A 21,436-nucleotide genomic window follows, 5' to 3' on the forward strand; every position below is an offset into this window, starting at 1 on the left:
GCCGCGCGTTCATGGAAAGCCCCCGCGGACATTCGTTCGCGCGGGGGCGCACTACCCAGGCCGCTGGCCCTCACCCCCACCCTCTCCCGCAAGCGGGAGAGGGAGTCCGACCGGCTCGACCCGCAGCGCCGGCGCCTCTTGCTCCCTCTCCCGCTTGCGGGCGAGGACGGCGGTGAGGGCCAGGGCGGTGGAAGTGCTGCAGTCGTATTGCTCCCTCTCCCGCTTGCGGGAGAGGGCAGGGGTGAGGGCCAGCGGCCGTCGAAGGACGGTCAGGCCGCGCCGATGCCCGGCACCATCGCGCCTGCTGCTGCCGCCTGCTTCGCCTTCAGCTTCGCGGTGAAGTCCAGCATGCGGTCGATGCACGACTTCGCCTCGACCCGGACGGCCTCCTCGACGAAGATCTCGCCGGTGCCGCGCTCCAGGCAATCGACCAGGCCCTGCAGGCCGTTCATCGCCATCCACGGACAGTGCGCGCAGCTCTTGCAGGTCGCGCTGTTGCCCGCCGTCGGCGCCTCGATCAACACCTTGCCCGGCGCCATCTGCCGCATCGCGTGCAGGATGCCGTTGTCGGTGGCGACGACATACTCGCGCGCCTTGCCCTCGACCACGGCCTTGATCAGCGCCGAGGTCGATCCCACCACGTCCGCCTGCGCGACCACCGAGGCCGGCGACTCCGGGTGGACCAGGATCATCGCGTCCGGATGCTGCTCGCGCAGCAGCTCCAGCTCCAGGCCCTTGAACTCGTCGTGGACGATGCAGGCGCCGTTCCACATCAGCATGTCGGCGCCGGTCTGCTCCTGGATGTAGCGCCCCAGGTGACGGTCGGGCGCCCACAGGATCTTCTCGCCGCGGGCCTTGAGCTCGCTGACGATCTCCAGCGCGCAGGAGCTGGTGACCATCCAGTCCGCGCGCGCCTTCACCGCCGCGCTGGTGTTGGCGTACACGACCACGGTGCGATCCGGATGCGCGTCGCAGAACGCGGCGAAGTCGTCGGCCGGGCAGCCCAGGTCGAGCGAGCAGGTCGCGTCCAGGTCGGGCATCAGCACGCGCTTCTCGGGGCTGAGGATCTTGGCGCTCTCGCCCATGAACTTCACGCCGGCGACGACCAGCGTCTGCGCCGCGTGATCGCGGCCGAAGCGCGCCATTTCCAGCGAGTCGGACACGATGCCGCCGCTTTCCTGCGCGAGGTCCTGGAGGTCGCCGTCGACGTAGTAGTGGGCGACGAGCACCGCCCCCTTGGCCTTGAGCAGTTCGGCGGCACGCGCCTTGAGTTGCGAGCGCTGGCTGGGCGTCAACGGTGCCGGCACCTTGGCCCACGCATGGGCGGTGCAGGTGGCGCCGTCCGCATCCTGGCGGGCGAAGTCGTAGAGAACCTGTTCCATGGGAGGGAATTCTAGGTGTGGCCGAAAAACCGGCTCGGCGGCATGCCGACCGTCCTTGTCACCATCGCGGTGAAGGCGCTGGCGCTGGCGTAGCCGAGCTCCGCGGCGATGACCTGCATCGGCTTGCGGTGCGCGGCCAGCCGCAGCGCCTCGGCCAGCAGCGCCTGCTGGCGCCATTGGGCGTAGCTGCTGCCCAGCTCCTGGCGGAACAGGCGCGAGACGGTGCGTGCGCTCGCGCCGACCTCCGCCGCCCAGTCGTCCAGGCTGGCATGGCGCATCGGTTCGGCCAGTACGGCCTCGCAGAGGCGGCGCAGGCGCTTGTCGGTCGGCAGCGCCACGCCCAGTTGCAGGCTACGGGCGCGGGCGATCTCGTCCAGGATCAACCGGCCGATCCACACTTCGCGGTCCAGCACCGCATCCCCGTTCTGCGGATCGTCGAGCGCCAGCTGCACCACCAGCTCGCGCAGCAGCGGCGAGACCTCCAGCACGCGGTTCTCCCGCCAGACGGCGTCGTTCCCGTCCCCATCCCCATTCCCATCCCCGCGGCGGGCCGGAGGGCGCAGCAGGTAGAGCGTGCGCAACTCGCAGCGTTCGACGGCGGTGACCGCGTGCACGATGCCGGCCGGGATCCATACCGCGCGCGACGGCGGCACCAGGAAGGTCGCCCGGTCCGTGCTGACCCGCACGACCCCCGACACCGAGAACACCAGCTGTCCCCAGGTGTGGAAGTGCGCCTGGATGTCCATGTTCCCGTCCATCGAACGGGACTTCGCCCGGACCGGTCGCTGCTCGCTCGGCGCATACCGGCTCGGGTCGAGCGGCGGCACGCTGGCGCGGCCGGGCGGGATGCCGTCCCGGGAGGGCACCGACTGACGCGCGTGCGGCGTGGCGGGCCGGCGCGGGCGGTCGGAAGGCGATGAGGTCGACGTGCGGGTCATGGCTGGAACTCGACAGAACTTGTCCGGCTATCGTAATTCCGACGTGAAGGTCCTGTCACCATTCCGCCCATGAACACCGCCACCACCACCGCCGGCGCGGCCGCGACCGGATTTCCGGGCCTGAGCCCCGAACAGAGCGCCGCACAGAGCAGGACACGAGACATCCAGACCATCAGCCTGATCGGTCTGGCGCACGGCACCTCGCACTTCTTCCACATGCTGCTGCCGCCGCTGTTCCCGGTGTTCATGCGGGAATTCGGGCTCAGCTATTCAGAGCTGGGCCTGCTGGTGACGATCTTCTTCGTGATCTCGGGCGTGGGGCAGGCGCTGTCGGGCTTCCTGGTCGACAAGACGGGCGCGCGGCCGGTGCTGTTCGCGGCGCTGGGCTGCTTCGTGCTGGCGTCGCTGGCGGCGGGCACGGCGCAGGGCTTCGGCGGTCTGGCGCTGGCCGCGGCGCTGGCGGGCCTGGGCAACTCGCCCTTCCACCCGGTGGACTTCACGATCCTGAACAAGCGCGTGTCGCAGCAGCGTCTGGGGCACGCGTTCTCGGTGCACGGCATCACCGGCAACCTCGGCTGGGCCGTGGCGCCGGTGCTCTTGATCTCGATGCACGAGGCGACCGGGCAGTGGCGCCTGGGCTACGTCGCTACGGCGGCGTGGGCGCTGTTCGTGATCGCGCTGCTGGTCTTCAAGCGCGACGCGATCGACGACACGCAGGGCTCCTGGGGCCACGAGAAGGCCGGCGCGAAGGCGCCGGTCGACGAGCATCCGATGGCCTTCCTGAAGCTGCCGTCGGTGTGGCTGTGCTTCTCGTTCTTCTTCTTCACGACCTCGGCGCTGAGCGCGATCCAGAGCTTCGCGTCGCCGGCGCTGTCGGCGATGTACGGCGTGAGCCTGGCGAGCACCGCCTTCGTCGTGACCGGCTACATGCTGGCGGGCGCGGCGGGGATGATCGTCGGCGGCTTCCTGGTGGCCAAGTCGCAGAACCTGGAGCGCAACATCGCCGGCGCGATGTTCGTCGCCGCGGCGCTGCTGGCGCTGACGGCCACGGGCTGGCTGCCGGCGACGGCGGCCCTGATCGCGGCCGCGACGGCGGGCTTCGGCACCGGCCTGGCGGGCCCGTCGCGGGACATGCTGATCAAGCGCGCCGCGCCGCCCGGGGCGACGGGGCGCGTGTACGGCACGGTGTACTCGGGCCTGGACACCGGCTTCGCGGTGGCCGCGCCGATCTTCGGCGCGCTGATGGACCGCCACTGGAACAACGCCGTGTTCTTCGGCGCGTCGTTCGCGCTGCTGCTCGGCATCGGCGCGGCGAGCCTGGTGCGCAAGGGCAAGACCTGACACTGCCGCGTCGCATCCGCGCCGCAACAGGGGACAGACGACACGCTTGCAAAGGCGGGGGCGCTCGCTACAGTGGGTCGCCATGGATCAGCACCGCACCGTTTCCCGTCCCGCCGGGCACGTCCTCGTCGAGGCCCTGATCGAGCAAGGCATCACCAAGGTCTTCGGGGTGCCGGGCGAGAGCTACCTCGCGGTCCTCGACGGCTTCCATGAACACCGCGATCGCATCCGCTTCATTAGCTGCCGGCAGGAAGGCGGCGCCGCCTTCATGGCCGATGCCCAGGGCAAGCTGACCGGCCGCCCCGGCGTGTGCTTCGTGACGCGCGGACCCGGCGCCACCAACGCCAGCATCGGGTTGCACACCGCCTTCCAGGACTCGACGCCGATGATCCTGTTCATCGGCCAGGTGGCGTCCGACCAGCGCGACCGCGAAGCCTTCCAGGAAGTCGACTACCGCCAGATGTTCGGCCCGGGCACGCTGGGCATGGCGAAGTGGGTCGGCGAGGTGCACGACCCGCATCGCCTGCCCGAGTACGTCGCGCGTGCCTTCCACACCGCCATGCAGGGGCGCCCCGGACCGGTGGTGCTGGTGCTGCCCGAGGACATGCTGACGCAACTCACGGACGCGCCGGTGCTGCCGCGCGCCCGGCCCGCCGTCGCCTGGCCGGCACCGGCCGACCTCGTCGAACTGCAGGCCCGGCTCGAAGGCGCGCAGCGGCCCTTCGTCATCGCCGGCGGCGGCGGCTGGACCGCCGAGGCCTGCGCCGCGCTGCAGGACTTCGCCCATGCCTGGCAGGTGCCGGTGGGCTGCGCCTTCCGCTTCCAGGACCTCTACGACAACCGCGACCCGCTCTACGCGGGCGACGTCGGCATCGGCATCAATCCGGCGCTCGCCAGGCGGATCGGTGAAGCGGACCTGGTCATCGCGATCGGCCCGCGCCTGGGCGAGATGACCACCGGCGGCTACACGCTGCTGAAAGCCCCGCGGCCCACGCAGCAGCTGGTGCACATCCACGCCGGGTCCGAGGAACTGGGCCGCGTCTACGCCGCCGACCAGATGATCCAGGCCAGCATGAGCGGCGCCGCGCTGGCGCTGCAGCAGCTGCGCCCGCCGGCCGATCTGGCGGAGCTGCCGTGGCTGCAATGGTCGCGCGACGCGCATGCCGACTACCAGCGCAACCAGCAGGCGCTGCCGGTCGGACCGATGGACCTGGCCGAGGTCATCCACCTGCTGGACCGCCTGCTCCCGGCCGACACGATCTTCACCAACGGCGCCGGGAACTACAGCGGCTGGCTGCACCGTTTCCACCGTTATACGGCGCTGCATCAGGGTGGCCGCACGCAGCTCGCGCCGACCAGCGGGGCGATGGGCTACGGCTTCCCGGCCGCCGTCGCGGCGGCGCTGCTGCAGCGCGAGCGCTGGGTCGTCAACATCGCCGGCGACGGCGACTTCCTGATGACCGGCCAGGAGATGTCCACCGCGATGGCGCATGGCGCGCGGCGCCTGATCTGCCTCGTCGTCGACAATGGCAGCTACGGCACGATCCGCATGCACCAGGAGCGCGAGTACCCCGGCCGCGTCAGCGGCAGCGACCTGCACAACCCGGACTTCGCGGCGCTCGCGCGCGCCTATGGCTGGGCGGCCTTCACCGCGGCCCGCACCGAGGACGTCGAGCCCGCGCTACGGCAGGCGCTGTCCGCGCAGGGGCCCACGCTGATCCACCTGAAGCTGCCGGTGGAGATCTCCACCTCGCGTGCGACGCTCAGCAGCATCCGCGAGGCGGCGCTGAAGCGGAAGTCCCAATGACATCGACGGCGGCCGCCTCTGACGGAGAATCGGCACATGTCTGCATCCATTCCTTTCGCCCTGCGCGGCGAGTACATCGAACTCGACAAGCTGCTCAAGGCCACCTCGCTGGCCAGCAGCGGCGGCGAGGCCCGGCATTTCATTTCCGAAGGCCAGGTGCGCGTCGACGGCCAGGTCGATCTGCGCAAGACCGCCAAGATCCGCGGCGGCCAGGTGGTCGAGTTCAACGGCGAACGCATCGAGGTCCTGAAGGACTCGGAGGAATGACCCCATGACCGCTCCCAGTGCTGCGACCCGCGCCGCGATCCGTTTCTCCACCTGCGACCTCTGCGATTCGCTGAAGGCCGACACCAGCGGTGACACGCGCTGGCTTCCGGGCAGCCTGTATCGCAGCTACGGCGGGCATCCGCGCTTCGCCGGCCCGGTGGCCACGGTGCGATGCCTGGACGACAACTCGCAGGTCAAGGCCGCCGTGGAGAGCTTCGGTGCCGGCCGCGTGCTGGTCGTCGACGGCGGCGGCTCGCTGCGGCGCTCGCTGGTCGGCGGCAACCTCGCCGCCAGCGCGGCGAAGAACGGCTGGGCCGGCGTGCTGGTGCACGGCGCGGTGCGCGATCTCGAGGAACTGCGCGCGGCCGCCGTCGGCCTCTTCGCGCTGGGGCATGTGCCGATGCCGACCGAGCGCCGCGAGCAAGGCCTCGCGGATGTGCCCGTCCAGCTCGAAGGCGTCTGGATCCGCCCGGGCGACTGGCTCTACGCCGACGAGGACGGCGTCGTCATCACGCCGGGGCCCGTGCACGCGGCAGGCTGAGCGGCGTCAGGGCCGGCGCGCTCCGGCACCGTCGGGTGAGGCCCGGCGCGCGCCTCGCAGGCGTCATGCCTGCCCGGCGATCCATCCGGCCAGCGCCTCCGCCGGCATCGGCCGTCCGAACAGCCAGCCCTGCGCGCCGTCGCAGCCCATCGCCACGAGGATGTCGCGCTGACCCTCGGTCTCCACGCCTTCCGCCACCACGGTCAGCCCGAGCGAGCGGCCGATGCCGATCACCGCGCTCGACAAGGCGCGATCGTCGGCGTCGTGCTCCAGGTCACGCACGAAGCTCTTGTCCAGTTTGAGTTCCGTCACCGGCAGGCGCTTCAGGTAGCTCAGGCTCGAGTAGCCGGTGCCGAAGTCGTCCACCGACACGCCCACGCCCATCTCGTGCAGCTGCTGCAGTTGTTCGCGGGGCCGGCTGGTGTCGTCCAGCATCAGGCGTTCGGTGACTTCCAGCGTCAGGTCGCTCGCCGCCAGCCCGTGCTTGGCGAGCAGCGCCCGCGCATGGGCGGCGACGTCGTCCTGGTGGAAGCGCTGCGGCGAGACGTTGACCGACACCCCCGGCACCACGATCCCTTCGGCCCGCCAGCGCGCCAGCTGCGCGCAGGACTGCGCCAGCACCCAGGCGTCCAGCGCGTTGATGAGGCCGCTTTCCTCGGCGACCGGGATGAAGCGGTCCGGCGGCACCCAACCGCGCTCGGCGTCGTGCCAGCGCAGCAGCGCCTCGACGCCCACCAGGGCGCGGTCGGTCAAGCGGACCTTGGGCTGGAAGTGCAGCTGCAGCAGCTGGGTGGACAGCGCGTGACGCAGGGCGGCCTCGATGTCGAGCCGCTCGTCCAGCGCCTGGTTCATCGCATGCAGGAAGAAGCGCGCGCAGTCGCGGCCGGCGCGTTTGGCTTCATACATCGCGATGTCGGCGTTCTTCAGCAACTGGTCGAGGTCGAGCCCGTCCCGCGGATAGGCGCACACGCCGATGCTGGCCGTCATCTGCACCCGCGCGTGGCTGCCGTCGAGAGGGATGGGCGCCTCCAGCACCGCGCGCAGCTTGCCGGCGACGTGCATCGCGTCCTCCGCGGAGCAACCCGGCAGCAGCGCGACGAATTCGTCGCCGCCCAGCCGCGCCAGCGTGTCGCTGTCGCGCAGCGTGCCCAGCAGCCGCGCGGAGATGTGCTTCAGCACCTGGTCGCCGACGGCGTGGCCCAGGGAGTCGTTGACGGTCTTGAAGCGGTCGATGTCCAGCAGCAGCAAGGCGGCCGGCGCCTCGGTGCGCGAGGCCTGCAGCAGCGTCTGCCGGGCGCGGTCGGCCAGCAGCGTGCGGTTGGGCAGGCCGGTGACGCCGTCGAAGTAGGCCAGGCGCTCGATCTCGCGCTGATGGCGGTCGTGCATGAACGCGATCTGGCACAGCTGCGTGCAGGCCTGCACCATGCGGCGGTGGAAGGGCGCCGCCGCGCGCGGCTCGCGGTAGTACAGCGCGAAGGTGGCGACGACCTGGTCGGAGCGCAGCAGGATGGGCGTCGACCAGCACGCCGCCAGGCCGTGCGACCGCGCCAGTTCGCGGAAGTCGGCCCAGAGGGGATCCGTGTCGATGTCCGTGACCTCGACGGGCTGGCGGCGCCAGGCCGCCGTGCCGCAGGAGCCGGCCTGCGGGCCGATCGTGAAGTCCTCCAGCGCCGCGCTGAAGGTGGTCGGCAGGCTGGGCGCGGCCAGCGGGTGCACGCGACCGTCATCGTCCACGGCCAGCACGGAACAGATCACCTCCGGCGCCAGCGCCTCGACGGCGCGGCACAGCAGGTCCATCACCGCCGCCAGCGGGCGGCCGAGCGCGACGGCCTCCAGCACGTCGCGCTGCAGGTGGTCGATGTCGGCCTGCTCGTCGGTTCTTGTCGCGTGCTGTTCTCGCATCGCTGCTCCCCGTGTACCGGGAGCATCGCAGGGAAGCCGCGCCGCTTCAAGAGGAACCCGCTGCCGCGGGCGCGGTGGGCTTCAGCGCAACACGTCGAGCAGGCGGTCGAGACCGCCCTCGTTGATGGCGACCATGGCCTGTTCGCGGACCTTGGGTTTGGCGTGGTACGCGACCGACAGTCCGGCGGCGCCCATCATCGGCAGGTCGTTGGCGCCATCGCCGACGGCGATGCACTGCGCGGGCGTGGCGCCGATCTGCTCGGCGCAGGCCAGCATCATGCGGCGCTTCTCCTCGCCGTCGCAGATGTCGCCCCAGTCCTGCATCACGAGGCCGCCGGTCAGGCGACCGTCGACGATCTCCAGTTCGTTGCTGCGCACGAAGTCCATGCCCAGCTCGGCGGCGACGAAGCGCGTGAAGTAGGTGAAGCCGCCCGACACCAGCACCAGCTTCAGGCCGGCGGTCTTGAGCGCGGCGCAGAGTTCGCGCGCGCCGGGATTGAAGGTCAGTCGATCGCGCAGCACCTGCGCCAGCGCGTCCTCGCCGACGCCCTTGAGCAGCGCGAGGCGGCGACGCAGGCTGTCCTTGAAGTCGGTGATCTCGCCGCGCATGGCGGCCTCGGTGATCGCGGCGACCTCGGCCTTGCGGCCCGCGGCGGCGGCGATCTCGTCGATGCACTCGATGGCGATCAGCGTCGAGTCCATGTCGAAGGCGGCGAGCTTGAAGTCTCGCAGCGCCAGCGGCGGCGTGAAGCCTTGCAGGACGAGCGGGGAGGGGGATGCCGTGGAGAGCGACGAGGAGGTCATGCGAGCGCGGTCTGGAATGCGGAAGGTCCCCGCCGATGATCACTTGGATCAGTCGGCGGGGACGGGCGGGAGCTTAGCGCACTCGCCGACGCAGCCTCATTGCACCTGCGAACTCACGTACGAAGCCGGACCGGAACGCGTCATCCAGACACCCGGCGACCAGCGGTCCTGCGCCGGCCAGAAGCGGTGACCCGCCGCATAGCCGGCGATCGGCTCGGCCACATCGGGGTGACGATGCGGTCGCGTGGGCTCCGGCAACAGCCAGTTCTCCAACTTCAGCCGTTCCACGCGCGACATCGACCGATCGTTGCTCACGAGCGTGGCACCGAGCGCGATCGCATGGGCAACGATGAAGGTGTCCAGCTCTGACAAGGGCAGCCCTGCACGCAGCAGCGCGGCCCGCTCGATGGCGTAGATCTCAGCAATCTCGAGGTCCCGGTCGATGTATTCGACGCGCATGCGCCGCTTGAGCTCAAGGAATCGAGCCTCCTTGCGGAGCGACATGCTTTTGCGGAATCCCGCGCGGGCTTCCGCGTCGACCACCACGCTGATCGCGAGCTCGCCGTCGAGCTGCTTCAGGCGCTGTTCGCAAAGTTCGCGACGCAGCGTGCCCTCGGGCTCGACCAAGGCGCTCACGATGTTGGAGTCGAACATGAAGAGCGGCTTAGTCGGCTGCATGCAGGGCCTCCCAGTCATGGAATCGCGCGCGCCGGATCTGTTCGGCGGCGACGTTGTCACCCCAGTCGTCCACGCCCAGCACCCGGAAGCGGACTGGCTTGCCGTAGTTCTCCGGCAGATAGGGGCAATCGTTGCAATCGCCTTGCGCATGGCAGGCCACGCGACGATGACGGCGCATCTCGATCAGGGTGAGAGAGAAGTCGTCCAGGTCCGGCTCGACCTCGTCCTGCGGCAGGTGCGGGCAGGCCAGGCAACGAGGCATGTTTTCCATGCCGCGGTGTCGGGCCTCCCTCTCCGCGACCATCATTTCGTAGAACCCGTCGTCTTCGTCCTCGCTCATTTCCCTGACATGAGCGGGCAGGGGCGCATTCCTCAAGTCGACAATCACATGGGGCATCGAATCACTCCAGAAACTTCGATGCCTGGAAGTCTAGGAAGATGTTCCCTCCCGCGCACTGACCTGAACTGGTGGAGGTGCGTGTCGTCTTCCAGCAGTCCAAGTCAGCGACGCTGAGTGACGGCGCCCGACGTCACTGCGGGAGAGTTCAGGCCTGCGCCACCGGCGCGCCGAGCAGCCGCAGCACCTCGCGCACGGCCTGCGCGCGGTCCTTCGGATCGGTGAGCGCCTTGTCGATGCGCAGCTTCTCGTTGCCGACCAGCTTGATGTTGCGGTTCTTCTGCACCAGCTCGATGACGCGCATCGGATCGATCGGCGGATTGGGCCGGAAGTTGATGTTGATGACGCTGGGCGCCGCGTCGATCTTCATCACGCCGTAGGGCTTGGCCAGCACGCGCAGGCGGTGCGTGTCGAACAGCGTCTGCCCCTGCGCCGGCAGCTTGCCGAAGCGGTCGGTGATCTCCTCGAGCATCGCGTCGATCTGCTCGGCGCGGTCCGCGGTCGCGAGCCGCTTGTACAGCGACAGCCGCTGGTGCACGTCGCCGCAGTAGGCGTCGGGCAGCAGCGCCGGGGCGTGCAGGTTGATCTCGGTGGTCGCCGACAGGGGGCTGAGCAGGTCCGGCTCGCGGCCGGCCTTGAGCGAGCGCACGGCCTCCGACAGCATCTCGTTGTAGAGCTGGAAACCGACCTCCATCATGTTGCCGCTCTGGTGCTCGCCGAGCACCTCGCCGGCGCCGCGGATCTCCAGGTCGTGCATCGCGAGGTAGAAGCCCGAGCCCAGTTCCTCCATCGCCTGGATCGCCTCCAGGCGCTGCGCCGCCTGCTTGGTCAGGCCCTCGACGTCCGGCACCATCAGGTAGGCATAGGCCTGGTGGTGCGAGCGGCCGACGCGCCCGCGCAGCTGGTGCAGCTGCGCCAGGCCGAACTTGTCGGCGCGGCTGATGACGATGGTGTTGGCGCTGGGCACGTCGATGCCGGTCTCGATGATGGTCGAGCACAGCAGCACGTTGTGCTTGCCGCCGACGAACTCGCGCATCACGCGCTCCAGCTCGCGCTCGGGCATCTGGCCGTGGGCCACGACGATGCGGGCCTCCGGCAGCAGCTCCTCGAGCTTCATGCGGCGGTTCTCGATGGTCTCGACCTCGTTGTGCAGGAAGTAGACCTGGCCGCCGCGCTTGAGCTCGCGCAGGATGGCCTCGCGGATGGTGCCGCTGGTCTCGCTGCGCACGAAGGTCTTGATCGCCAGGCGCCGCTGCGGTGCGGTGGCGATGACGCTCAGGTCGCGCAGGCCCTCCAGCGCCATGCCCAGCGTGCGCGGGATCGGCGTGGCGGTCAGCGTCAGCACGTCGACCTCGGCGCGCATCGCCTTCATCGCCTCCTTGTGCCGCACGCCGAAGCGGTGCTCCTCGTCGATGACCAGCAGCCCCAGGCGCTTGAACTTCACCTCCGCCGACAGCAGCTTGTGCGTGCCGATGACGATGTCGATCGAGCCGTCGGCCAGGCCTTCCATCGCCGCCTTGATCTCCTTGGCGGAGCGGAAGCGGCTCATCTCCGCGACCTTGACCGGCCAGCGACCGAAGCGGTCGGCGATGTTCTGGAAATGCTGTTCGGCCAGCAGCGTCGTCGGCGCGAGCAGGGCGACCTGCTTGCCGCCCATCACCGCGACGAAGGCGGCGCGCAGCGCCACCTCGGTCTTGCCGAAGCCGACGTCGCCGCACACCAGCCGGTCCATCGGCTTGGGACTGATCATGTCCTGGATGACGGCGTGGATCGCGGCGCGCTGGTCGGGCGTCTCCTCGAAGCCGAAGCTCGCGGCGAAGGCCTCGTAGTCGTGCGGCGAGTAGCGGAACGCATGGCCCTCGCGCGCGGCGCGGCGGGCGTAGAGGTTGAGCAGCTCGGCGGCGGTGTCGCGGACCTGCTCGGCGGCCTTGCGTTTGGCCTTGTCCCACTGGCCCGAGCCCAGCCGGTGCAGCGGCGCTTCCTCGGCGCTGACGCCGGTGTAGCGGCTGATCAGGTGCAGCTGCGCGACCGGCACGTAGAGCGTGGCCTTGTCGGCGTACTCGAGGTGCAGGAACTCGCTGGGACCGTCGCCCAGGTCGATGTTGATCAGCCCCAGGTAGCGGCCGATGCCGTGGTTGGTGTGCACCACCGGGTCGCCGACCTTCAGCTCGGACAGGTCCTTGATCAGCGCGTTGACGTCGCTGACCTGCTCCTGCTTACGGCGCCGGCGAGTGGTCGGCGTGGTCGCGAAGAGTTCGGTCTCGGTGAAGAGCTGGATCTGGCGGCCCTCGTCGGGTTCGAACCAGAAGAAACCCGCGGCCAGCGGCGCGGCGGTGATCGCGAAACGTTCGTCCTTGTTCGCTTCGAATTCGGCGAGGTCCTTCACCGACGGCGGATCGATCTTGTTGTCGCGCAGCAGTTCGAGCAGGCTCTCGCGGCGGCCTTCGCTCTCGGCGAGCAGCAGCACGCGGAAGTCGGTGGACTTCAGGTGCGCGGCCAGGCGGGCGAGCGGCTCCTGCGCGCCGCGCTCGACGCTGACGTCGGGCAGCGGACGCGCATAGTCGACGGCCTCGTGACCGCGCACGGCCAGCACCGCGTGGCGGTGGGTCGCGGTGAAGAACTCCTCGGGCCGCAGGAAGATCTCCTCGGGTGCCAGGATCGGCCGGTCCGGGTCGTGCTGCAGGAAGCGGTGGCGCTCGCGGGTGTCGGCCCAGTAGCGCTGCAGCGCCTCGTCGACCTCGCCGTGCAGCACCAGGCCGGCCTCGGCGGGGACGTAGTCGAACACGCTGGCGACTTCGTCGAAGAACAGCGGCAGGTAGTACTCGATGCCGGCGGTGGCCAGTCCGGTGTCGATGTCCTTGTAGAGGCGCGACCGGGTCGGGTCGCCGTCCATCTTCTCGCGCCAGCGGGCGCGGAAGGCCTTGCGCGAGGCCTCGTCCATCGGGAACTCGCGCCCGGGGAGCAGGCGGACCTCGGGCACCGGATACAGCGAACGCTGCGAGTCCGGATCGAAGACGCGGATCGAGTCGACCTCGTCGCCGAACAGGTCCACCCGGTAGGGCACCAGCGAGCCCATCGGGAAGAGGTCGATGAGGCCGCCGCGCACGGCGTACTCGCCGGGCGAGACGACCTGGCTGACGTGCTGGTAGCCGCCCAGCGTCAGCTGGCGTTTCAGGCCGGCCTCGTCCAGGCGCTGCTTCTGGCGGAAGTTGAAGGTCGTCGCGGCCAGGAAGGACGGCGGCGCCAGCCGCGTCAGCGCGGTGGTCGCGGGCAGCAGCACGACGTCGAGGTCGCGTTCGGCGACCGGCTTGCCGTTGGCCTGCAGCAGCCGCCACAGCGTGGCCAGCCGTTCGGAGATCAGGTCCTGGTGCGGGCTGAAGCTGTCATAGGGCAGCGTCTCCCAGTCGGGGAAGACGGCCACGCGCAACTCGGGCGCGAAGAACTTGAGCTCGTCCTCCAGGCGCTGCGTGTCGCCGGGCTCGGCGGTGACGACCAGCGTCAGCCGGCCGGCGGCCTGCTGCTGCCGGGCGAAGCGGGCGAGCAGCAGCGCGTCGGCGGAGCCGGTGGGACGGGGCAGGGTGAAGCGTTTGCCGGGGGAGATCGTGGACAGCTGCATGGCGCACAAATGAGGACAGCCCCGGGGAAGGGGCTCGGGGGAATTGTAGGGAGGCTGCCGCGACAGCGCGTGACAGGAGCGACAAGGGGGCGTGCTACGCCTGTCGCGCGTCGTCCATCGTTGTCGCGTGCTGTCTGTCGTCGTCGGTCGGTTGTCGTCGGTCGGTGGTCGGTCGGTTGTCGGAAGCCGTGGGGGAGCAGTCGGCGTACCCGGCCTCCGGTTCCTGATGCATTCCAGGATCAAGGCGCCGCGAGGAGGGGGGTGGAGGTGCCGCGCTGATGAGTCGCGGCGATTGGTGGAAGCGCCCGCGCTTCGAAGAATCGTGGTTTTCTCTCGACCACGTTTTCACATGCGCAGTTCATTCATCCAGAGGCCCTTGACCGCAGGGCGGGGGGCGCGGCGACACGCCTTGTCCGCCGCGGCATGGCTCGCCAGCCTCGCGGTCGTCGTCGACGTTGCGGCCGTGGCCCACGCCCAGGGGCAGCCCGCCGCGCCGACGGCCTTGCCGACCGGGGCGCGCGTGGCGGCCGGCGACGCCCTCGTCCAGTCGCCGTCGGGCGCCCACCTGACGATCCTCCAGCGCAGCGAGCGCGCCGCGATCGAATGGCAGGGTTTCGACATCGGCGAGCAGGCGTCGGTGACGTTCCGGCAACCCGGTCCTGCGTCGGTGATGGTGAACCGCGTGGTCGGCGGGGACATGAGCCGCATCCTGGGCGCGTTGACCGCCGACGGACAGGTCTTCCTGCTCAACGAGCAAGGGGTGGTGTTCGGACCGCAGGCGCGGATCGATGTCGGCGGGCTCGCCGTCTCCGCTCGACAGCAGCAGGACGACGCCTGGACCGGCCTGGACGCGGATCGCTTGAGGGCGCAGGACGCCGGTGGAGGCCCGCTCCAGGTCGCCGGGCAAGTCACGGTGCGACAGGGCGGTGTCGCCATCCTGCAGGGCGGCGAGGTCGACGTCGCCGGCCGCATCCGCTCACCGGGCGGGGAGGTGTGGATCCGGGGCATCGATGTGCGGATCGGCGGCGCCGAGGGGCGCGACGCTGCCATCGACGTGGATGCCGAGGGCAGCACCCCGTCCGGACAGATCGACATCCGGGCGGCCGATCCCGCGGACGACCCGTCCGACGTTGATCTGCGTGTCCTCGGGCGCACGCTGCTGACCGCCAGCGGCGCGGGGCCGTCGGGTCCGGGCGGGCGCGTGACCTTGACGTCCTCGGCCGGATTGCACGTGGAAGAGCGGGCCATCCTGCGGGTCCGGGGCGGCGGGCCCGAGGCGCACGGGGGCGCCATCGAGTTGTCCGCGCAATCCGGCCCTCGACCGGCACCGATCCTGGATTTCGGCGAGGCACGCGGCGGACAGCTGACGCTCGGTGCGCAGGCCTGGGAGGTCGGGGCCGGCGAGCGGCGTCGGCGTAGCGACGTACCGCCTGACTCGGACAAGGAGGCGCCGGCCCGTTTGAAGGCCTCGGATCTGTCGACGTGGCTGGACCAGGGACGCTCGGTTCACTTGAGGGCCGAAGGGACGATCGCCGTGACGCATCCCCTCGTCACGACCGACACCCGCGCCGACGCCGGCGAACTCTCGATGTCGGCCCCGGCCATTCGCCTGGACGCCACGATTGAACGGGCGGCGGGCGATCTCGCCCTGTCGGCGGTGAAGCGCGACCGCATGGCGGGCTCGATCACGATGGCGGATGGCGCGGCCATCCAGGCGCCCGGCTCCCGGGTGTCTCTCACGGTGCCGGCCCGCGCCCCGTCGGCGTCGGCGGGTCCGGGAGACCGCTTGACCCTGGGCGTGGTGAACGCGCGAGCGCTCGACGTCGATACCGGCAGCGCCGCCATCGTCATCACGCAGGCCGGCAAGGACGAGGGCGGCGGCACGCGGGCGGACATCCTGCGCGCCGGTCTGCACAGCATCATGCTGCTGCCGGACAGCAACCTGAACCTGCGCTTCGAGGAGATTCCCGTCGACGGGCAGGCGAGGGGCGAGCGCGTGGCGGAGCCGTCGCAGCCGACGGCGATCGACGGCACGGTGTCGACGGAGAAACGCATCGATGCGAGCGGTCCGAGTTCCTCCTTGCCGGAGGAGCGGCCGACTTCCAACCCGCCGCCGGTGAGAGTGTCGCCCGAGACACCGGAAACACCGGAGATGCTGGAGACATCGGGAACACCGAAGACACCGGAGATGCCCGAGATGCCGGGGACACCCGTGTCGCCCCAGGCGCCTACGACGAACACGTCAGGGCAGGCGCCATCCTCCGTCGATCCCCTTCCGTCGACGCCCCCGCGAACTTCCTCGCAGCCGCACGTGCCGCTTCGTCCCGCGATGCCACCGTCGATGGCCGCGGCCATCGCGCTTGCCGGGCCGACGGCGGGCTGCGCTCACCGGCCGGACCTTCTCTTTCTGTCTCTTCCTTCCTGCGAAAGCCGACCGTTTCAAGAGAGGCCGGATTCGTCGGTTCCGCGACTGAGGGTGAAGGGCGGCACCCGCCCGGCCGAGGACGCGAAGCAGCTTGAAGCCGCTCCGTGAACCGAGGCCGCAGGACCGGCTTTCCGACGACTTTTCCCCTCTCCGTTTCTTTCATGAACGCACTGAATCCCCTAGGGCGGCCGCTGCCCCGATCGCTCACGAGTACGCGGTTCTTCCGCCGGCGTTGCGCCGGGTCTCTTGTCATGGCCGCCGTGGCGGTGTGTGTCGCCGGACCCTGGAGCGCCGAGGCCGCCTCGGCTGAACCGGCCGAACCGGCCCCTGGCGCCGCCGCGGGCAAGACCTGGCACGGGAGCGGCCGCTCCGCGCCGCTGCGCCTGCGCATCGAGGGACTCGGGGTGCTGGACGCCGAGGAGCTGACGCGGCAGTGGCAGGCGTCGCTCGACCGCCGGTGGGACCGCGCCGGGATCGAAGCGGTGATCCGCGGCGTGGAGCGGCAGGTCCGCGAGGGCGGGCGACCGTTCGCACGGGCGCATGTCCCGGTGGACGGGATGATGGATGGGACGCTCCGCGTCGTCGTGGTGGAAGGCCGCTATGGCCGCGTCGCGCTGCGCGGCGGCGCGGCCGGGGACGCCGCCGCCTGGATCGACGACATCCGTCCCGGTCGCCCCCTCGGCGATGAACTCGAACGCCAGGTGCAGATCCTGTCGCGTCTGCCCGGCGTCGCTGCTTCCGCAAGCCTGGGACCCGGCAGCGAGGTGGGCGAGGGCGATGTCGACCTGTTCGTGGAACAGGCCCGCCGTTGGAGCCTGAATGTGAAGGCCGACAACCACGGCAACCGGTTTGCGGGTCGCGGGCGCGGCAGCGTGGCGGGCCACGTGAACGGGCTGCTGCTCTTCGGCGACCGGTTGACCGCCAGCGGCGGCGCGAACACCGGCAGGGGCTGGGACGGCGCGGCGGCCTACCAGGTGCCGCTGGGCACGCGGGGCACGCGGGTGTCGCTGACGGCCAGTCGTCAGCACCATGAACTGGGCGGCGAATTCGCGCGGCTGCGGGCGCAGGGACAGGTCGATGCGGTCGGGGCGACGGCCGTCGTGCCGCTCACGACCCGGGGGCCGGGCAGCCTGTCCTGGCACATCGGCCTGGAAGGCCGGCGCATCGTCAATGTGCAGAAGGCGGTGGCCCTGTCGGACCCGCGGCGCGCGATCGCGGTGACGACGGGGCTGCAGGCGGTGATGTACCCGTCGGCGGGCACCGCGGCCTGGGGCGGCCTGTGGATGGAAGCGGGCCACGTGCGCCTGAGCGACGTGTCCGTGGCGGCGTTCGATGCCGCGAGCGCCCGGTCCGCGGGGGAGTACCTCGTGCTGGCGGCGGACGCCGCGTTGCTCCGGCAATGGCGGGCCTGGGGCCTGCTGCTGCGCGGCAGCGGACAGATCGCCGACAAGAACCTGGACGCGTCGAGGAAGTTCTCGCTGGGCGGTGCGCGCAGCGTGAGGGCGTGGCCGTCGGGGGAGACGTCCGGCGACCACGGCGTGCTCGCGCAGATGGAGCTGCGTTACCGGTGCGGGACGCTGGAGCCCTTCGGCTTCGTCGATGCGGGACGTGTCAGGTTCAGCCACACCCCATGGGCCGCGAGCGCCCGTGCGCGGACCCTGCCGCAAGGCCGCACGCTGGCCGGGGCGGGGGTCGGGCTGCGCTGGCAGCACGGCGCCTGGCGCGCGGAAGGCACGGCGGGATGGCGCATGGGGACGGCCGCGCAGCGGGTCTCGCTGTCGGATCCGAAGGGGCGGGCGCCCCAGGTGTGGGTCAGCGTGGGCTACGCGCTGTGAGGCGCGCGGCGGTTCAGTCCGCCGGCGCGATGGGAATCGCCCGGCGCGCCTCGCGCATCGAGACCGGCGGCGTCGCCGGACTCCGCGCGCGCAACTGCCCGCAGCCGCCGTCGACGTCCTGCCCGGCCGAGTCGCGCAGCTTCGTCAGCACGCCGCGCTCGTGCAGGCGTCGGGCGATGTCGCGCGCCTTGTCCCAGTCGGGTCGCGTGTACGGCAGCGCCGGCACGCTGTTGTACGGGATCATGTTCAGCACGCCGTAGCGGCCCTTGAGCAGCTCGACGATGCCGTCGAGCTCGTCCTCGCCGTCGTTGACGCCGTCGATCAGCGTCCACTGGTACTGGATCGGATACCCGGTCTCGCGGGCGTATCGCTCGCCGGCCTCGACCAGCTCGCGCGGCGTCAGCCGCGGTGCGCGCGGCAGCAGCTCGCGGCGCAGCGCCGGCTTGGTCGTGTGCAGCGAGAGCGCCAGCGCCGGCTTCACCGGTCCGGCGGCCAGCCGCTCGAACGCGCGCAGATCGCCGACCGTCGAGAAGACCAACTGCTTGTGGCCGATGTTGCCTTCGAGCCCGAGCAGCTCGATCGCCTCCATGACCGCCTCCAGGTTGTGCGACGGCTCGCCCATGCCCATGAACACGACCTTCTTCACCACGCGCTCGCGCCGCGCCAGCGCCACCTGCGCGACGATCTCGGCGCTGGTGACCTGCCGCAACAGCCCGTCCTTGCCGGTCATGCAGAAGCGGCAACCCACCGCGCAGCCGACCTGGCTCGACACGCACAGGCCGTCGCGCGGCAGCAGCACGCTCTCGACGGTCTGACCGTCCTGGAGGCCCACCAGCAGCCGCGCCGAGCCGTCCTCGCCGGGATGTCGCTCGATCAGCGTGGCCAGGCCGTGCAGCTCGTCCATCAGCGCCGGCAACGCGTCGCGCACCGCCTGCGGCAGGTAGTGCTCGAGCTTGCGTCGTCCCTCGGTCAGCGGCCGGGCCTGGACCCAGTGGCGCAGCACGCGCCCCGCGTGCGCCTCGTTGGCGCCGAGCGCGGTCAGGCGGCGGTGGATGTCGGCGATGGAGAACACGGCATTCGGAGCAGGAGGAGGAAGCGGGATTTTCACCCAACGAATCGGCGGCCCCGCCGTGCGGCACTTCCACCGCCGCTGGCCCTCACCCCCGCCCTCTCCCGCAAGCGGGAGAGGGAGTCCGATCCGTTCCGCTCGCAGCGCTGGCTCCTCTTGCTCCCTCTCCCGCAAGCGGGAGAGAGAGTCCGATCCGTTCCGCTCGCAGCGCCGGCTCCTCTTGCTCCCTCTCCCGCTTGCGGGAGAGGGTGGGGGTGAGGGCCAGCGGCCGCGGCAGTCAAGGAATGCTTGATGCGGTTGCGCTCCCGCAGCGCGGGAGAGGGAATTCCTGCTGCGTTTCGCGCTCCTTACAATCGACCCCCATGAGTTCCTTTCCGATCGGTCTCGCGCCGCGCTGCTTCGCGCTGGTGCCGGCCGCTGGCGTCGGCAGCCGTTCCGGCGCCGACCGTCCCAAGCAGTACGTCCCGCTCGCCGGCCGCGCCATGATCGCGCACACGCTGGCGGCGCTGGGTGCAGTCCCGCGCATCGAGGCCACGCTGGTCGTGCTCTCGCCTGACGACGACCAGTTCGAATCCGCCGTGCCCGGCTTTGAAGGCGAACGCGGCTGGATCGCGCGCGCCGGCGGCGCGACGCGCGCCGACACCGTCGCCGCCGGCCTGCAGGCGCTGCGCGAGCGCGGCGCCCAGCCGCACGACTGGGTGCTGGTCCACGACGCCGCCCGCTGCCTGCTCCGCCCCGAATGGGTCGAGGCGCTGATCGCGGCCTGCGACGACGACGAGGTCGGCGGCCTGCTCGCGCTGCCCGTGGCGGACACGCTCAAGGACGCGGCGGCCGCGAGCCCGGGCACCGACCCCGGTGCGACGCCGTCCCTGCGCGTCGCCGCCACCGTCGACCGCCGCGGCAAGTGGGCCGCTCAGACGCCGCAGATGTTCCGGCTCGGCCTGCTGATGCCCGCGCTGGCCGGCCCGCTGGACGGCATCACCGACGAGGCCAGCGCGATCGAGGCCCTGGGGCACGCGCCCCGGCTGGTCGAAGCCTCCATGGAAAATTTCAAGGTCACCTACCCCGCCGACTTCGCGTTGGCCGAACGCTTGCTCAGGAGCCGCGCATGACTGTCGAATCCGATGACGATATCCAGGGCCTGAAGGCCGCCGGCGAGGCCGTCGCCACCGTGCTGCGCCGCATGCTGGACGCGATCCGCCCCGGCATGACCACGCTGGAGCTCGACCAGATGGGCGAGCGCTGGCTGACGGAGTTCGGCGCGAGATCCGCGCCGCGCGTGATGTACAACTTCCCCGGCGCGACCTGCATCTCGATCAACGAGCAGGCCGCGCACGGCATCCCCGGCGACCGCGTGATCCAGAAGGGCGACGTGGTCAACGTCGACGTCTCGGCCGAGCTGGACGGCTACTTCGGCGACACCGGCGGCACGCGCATCGTCCCGCCGACCACGCCGACCAAGACGCAGCTGGTCTTCGCCGCGCAGTACGCGCTGGAGCAGGCGATGAAGGAAGTGAAACCCGGCGCGAAGCTCAACCGCATCGGCCACGCGATCGAGCGGGTCGCCAAGGCGCACAAGTTCAAGATCATCGAGAACCTGTGCAGCCACGGCGTCGGCCGCTCGCTGCACGAGGAGCCCAAGAGCATCCCCGGCTACTACGACGCCAACGACACCCGCGTGCTCACCGAAGGCATGGTCATCACCATCGAGCCCTTCCTGTCGACCAAGAGCCGCTGGGTCGACGAGGAGGCCGACGGCTGGACCCTCTCCGGCGTCAAGGGCAACCTGTCCGCGCAGTTCGAGCACACGATGATCGTCACCCGCAACGGACCGCTCGTCGTCACGAACGCGCTGCCGAATTGACCCCGGTCCGTCGGCCCACCCGCCCGCTTCAAGCTTTCAACGCGACATCCTCATGGTTCTGAATTTCCGCATCGGCGAGGGCTGGGACACGCACCAGCTCGTCACCGGCCGCCCGCTGATCCTGGGCGGCGTCACGGTCCCGCACACGCACGGCCTGCTGGGGCACTCGGACGCGGATGCGCTGGCCCACGCGATCACCGACGCGCTGCTCGGCGCCGCCGCGCTGGGCGACATCGGCAAGCTGTTCCCCGATACCGCGGCCGAGTTCAAGGGCGCCGATTCGATGGTGCTGCTCGCCGAGGCCTACCGGCGCGTGAAGGACCTGGGATGGGTGATCGGCAACCTCGACAGCACGATCATTGCGCAGCAGCCGAAGATGGCGCCGCACATCCCGGCGATGCGCCAGCGGCTCGCGGAGGTGCTGGGCATCGCGCCTGGGCAGATCAACGTCAAGGCGAAGACGGCCGAAAAAATGGGGCCGGTCGGCGAGCTCAAGGCGATCGAGGCGCGCGCCGTCTGCCTGCTCGTGCGCGCCGCCGACTGAATCGCTCGTCCGGACTCCCTCTCCCG

17 protein-coding genes are annotated in these 21,436 nt (G+C 70.7%); 9 read left to right on the top strand and 8 right to left on the bottom strand.

Annotated features, from left to right (window positions below):
• Positions 1-269: 269 nt before the first annotated feature.
• Together nadA and AC07O8_RS12185 are read right to left on the bottom strand one after the other, a co-directional pair.
• Positions 270-1,382 carry a quinolinate synthase NadA gene (gene nadA / locus AC07O8_RS12180; RefSeq protein ID WP_495048276.1) on the bottom strand — a complete coding sequence of 371 codons (1,113 nt, stop codon included), beginning with the start codon at positions 1,380-1,382 and terminating at the stop codon, positions 270-272.
• Positions 1,383-1,393: 11 nt separating this feature from the next.
• Positions 1,394-2,320 carry an AraC family transcriptional regulator gene (locus AC07O8_RS12185; protein WP_495048277.1) on the bottom strand — a complete coding sequence of 309 codons (927 nt, stop codon included), beginning with the start codon at positions 2,318-2,320 and terminating at the stop codon, positions 1,394-1,396.
• Positions 2,321-2,389: 69 nt separating this feature from the next.
• On the opposite strand from AC07O8_RS12185, the gene AC07O8_RS12190 reads away from it, so the two are divergent.
• The 4 genes from AC07O8_RS12190 (at position 2,390) to rraA (ending at position 6,276) form a co-directional block, all read left to right on the top strand.
• Positions 2,390-3,661 (top strand): MFS transporter, encoded by a 1,272-nt coding sequence (locus tag AC07O8_RS12190; RefSeq protein WP_495048278.1) that lies wholly within the window; start codon positions 2,390-2,392, stop codon positions 3,659-3,661.
• An 82-nt stretch (positions 3,662-3,743) separates the two neighbouring features.
• The gene (locus AC07O8_RS12195) at positions 3,744-5,468 is read left to right on the top strand and encodes a thiamine pyrophosphate-binding protein (protein ID WP_495048279.1); all 1,725 of its coding nucleotides are present in this window, start codon (positions 3,744-3,746) and stop codon (positions 5,466-5,468) included.
• Between the two features lie 36 nt (positions 5,469-5,504).
• Positions 5,505-5,735 carry an RNA-binding S4 domain-containing protein gene (locus tag AC07O8_RS12200; protein ID WP_495048280.1) on the top strand — a complete coding sequence of 77 codons (231 nt, stop codon included), beginning with the start codon at positions 5,505-5,507 and terminating at the stop codon, positions 5,733-5,735.
• A gap of 4 nt (positions 5,736-5,739) precedes the next feature.
• The gene (rraA, locus tag AC07O8_RS12205) at positions 5,740-6,276 is read left to right on the top strand and encodes a ribonuclease E activity regulator RraA (RefSeq protein WP_495048281.1); all 537 of its coding nucleotides are present in this window, start codon (positions 5,740-5,742) and stop codon (positions 6,274-6,276) included.
• 63 nt (positions 6,277-6,339) lie between these two features.
• Here rraA and AC07O8_RS12210 read toward each other — a convergent pair whose 3' ends face one another.
• From AC07O8_RS12210 to mfd, 5 genes are all read right to left on the bottom strand, one after another.
• Positions 6,340-8,178, bottom strand: coding sequence for a putative bifunctional diguanylate cyclase/phosphodiesterase (locus AC07O8_RS12210; RefSeq protein WP_495048282.1), 1,839 nt, complete (start codon positions 8,176-8,178; stop codon positions 6,340-6,342).
• Positions 8,179-8,259: 81 nt separating this feature from the next.
• Complete coding sequence (serB, locus tag AC07O8_RS12215; RefSeq protein ID WP_495048283.1) at positions 8,260-8,982, bottom strand: phosphoserine phosphatase SerB; 723 nt, start codon at positions 8,980-8,982, stop codon at positions 8,260-8,262.
• Between the two features lie 96 nt (positions 8,983-9,078).
• A complete protein-coding gene (locus tag AC07O8_RS12220; protein ID WP_495048284.1) occupies positions 9,079-9,636 on the bottom strand; it encodes a PIN domain-containing protein in 558 nt (185 codons plus the stop codon).
• A gap of 10 nt (positions 9,637-9,646) precedes the next feature.
• Positions 9,647-10,057, bottom strand: coding sequence for a hypothetical protein (locus AC07O8_RS12225; RefSeq protein ID WP_495048285.1), 411 nt, complete (start codon positions 10,055-10,057; stop codon positions 9,647-9,649).
• Positions 10,058-10,205: 148 nt separating this feature from the next.
• Positions 10,206-13,673 (bottom strand): transcription-repair coupling factor, encoded by a 3,468-nt coding sequence (gene mfd, locus AC07O8_RS12230; RefSeq protein ID WP_495048286.1) that lies wholly within the window; start codon positions 13,671-13,673, stop codon positions 10,206-10,208.
• A gap of 409 nt (positions 13,674-14,082) precedes the next feature.
• On the opposite strand from mfd, the gene AC07O8_RS12235 reads away from it, so the two are divergent.
• Positions 14,083-16,206, top strand: coding sequence for a two-partner secretion domain-containing protein (locus AC07O8_RS12235; protein WP_495048287.1), 2,124 nt, complete (start codon positions 14,083-14,085; stop codon positions 16,204-16,206).
• 143 nt (positions 16,207-16,349) lie between these two features.
• Positions 16,350-17,933 carry a ShlB/FhaC/HecB family hemolysin secretion/activation protein gene (locus tag AC07O8_RS12240; protein WP_495048288.1) on the top strand — a complete coding sequence of 528 codons (1,584 nt, stop codon included), beginning with the start codon at positions 16,350-16,352 and terminating at the stop codon, positions 17,931-17,933.
• 13 nt (positions 17,934-17,946) lie between these two features.
• Here AC07O8_RS12240 and AC07O8_RS12245 read toward each other — a convergent pair whose 3' ends face one another.
• Entirely contained in the window at positions 17,947-19,035 is a 1,089-nt protein-coding gene (locus tag AC07O8_RS12245; RefSeq protein WP_495048637.1) for an RNA methyltransferase, read from the bottom strand.
• A 329-nt stretch (positions 19,036-19,364) separates the two neighbouring features.
• Here AC07O8_RS12245 and ispD point away from each other — a divergent pair, with 329 nt between their 5' ends.
• Genes ispD through ispF form a run of 3 tightly spaced genes read left to right on the top strand, consistent with a single transcriptional unit; the run spans position 19,365 to position 21,410 of the window.
• Complete coding sequence (gene ispD, locus AC07O8_RS12250) at positions 19,365-20,114, top strand: 2-C-methyl-D-erythritol 4-phosphate cytidylyltransferase (protein WP_495048289.1); 750 nt, start codon at positions 19,365-19,367, stop codon at positions 20,112-20,114.
• A complete protein-coding gene (gene map, locus AC07O8_RS12255; protein WP_495048290.1) occupies positions 20,111-20,866 on the top strand; it encodes a type I methionyl aminopeptidase in 756 nt (251 codons plus the stop codon). Before ispD ends, map begins: the two co-directional genes overlap by 4 nt.
• A 52-nt stretch (positions 20,867-20,918) precedes the next feature.
• The gene (gene ispF / locus AC07O8_RS12260; RefSeq protein WP_495048291.1) at positions 20,919-21,410 is read left to right on the top strand and encodes a 2-C-methyl-D-erythritol 2,4-cyclodiphosphate synthase; all 492 of its coding nucleotides are present in this window, start codon (positions 20,919-20,921) and stop codon (positions 21,408-21,410) included.
• Positions 21,411-21,436 lie beyond the last annotated feature (26 nt).

The sequence above is a fragment of the Roseateles sp. GW821-FHT09G09 genome (assembly GCF_059415965.1).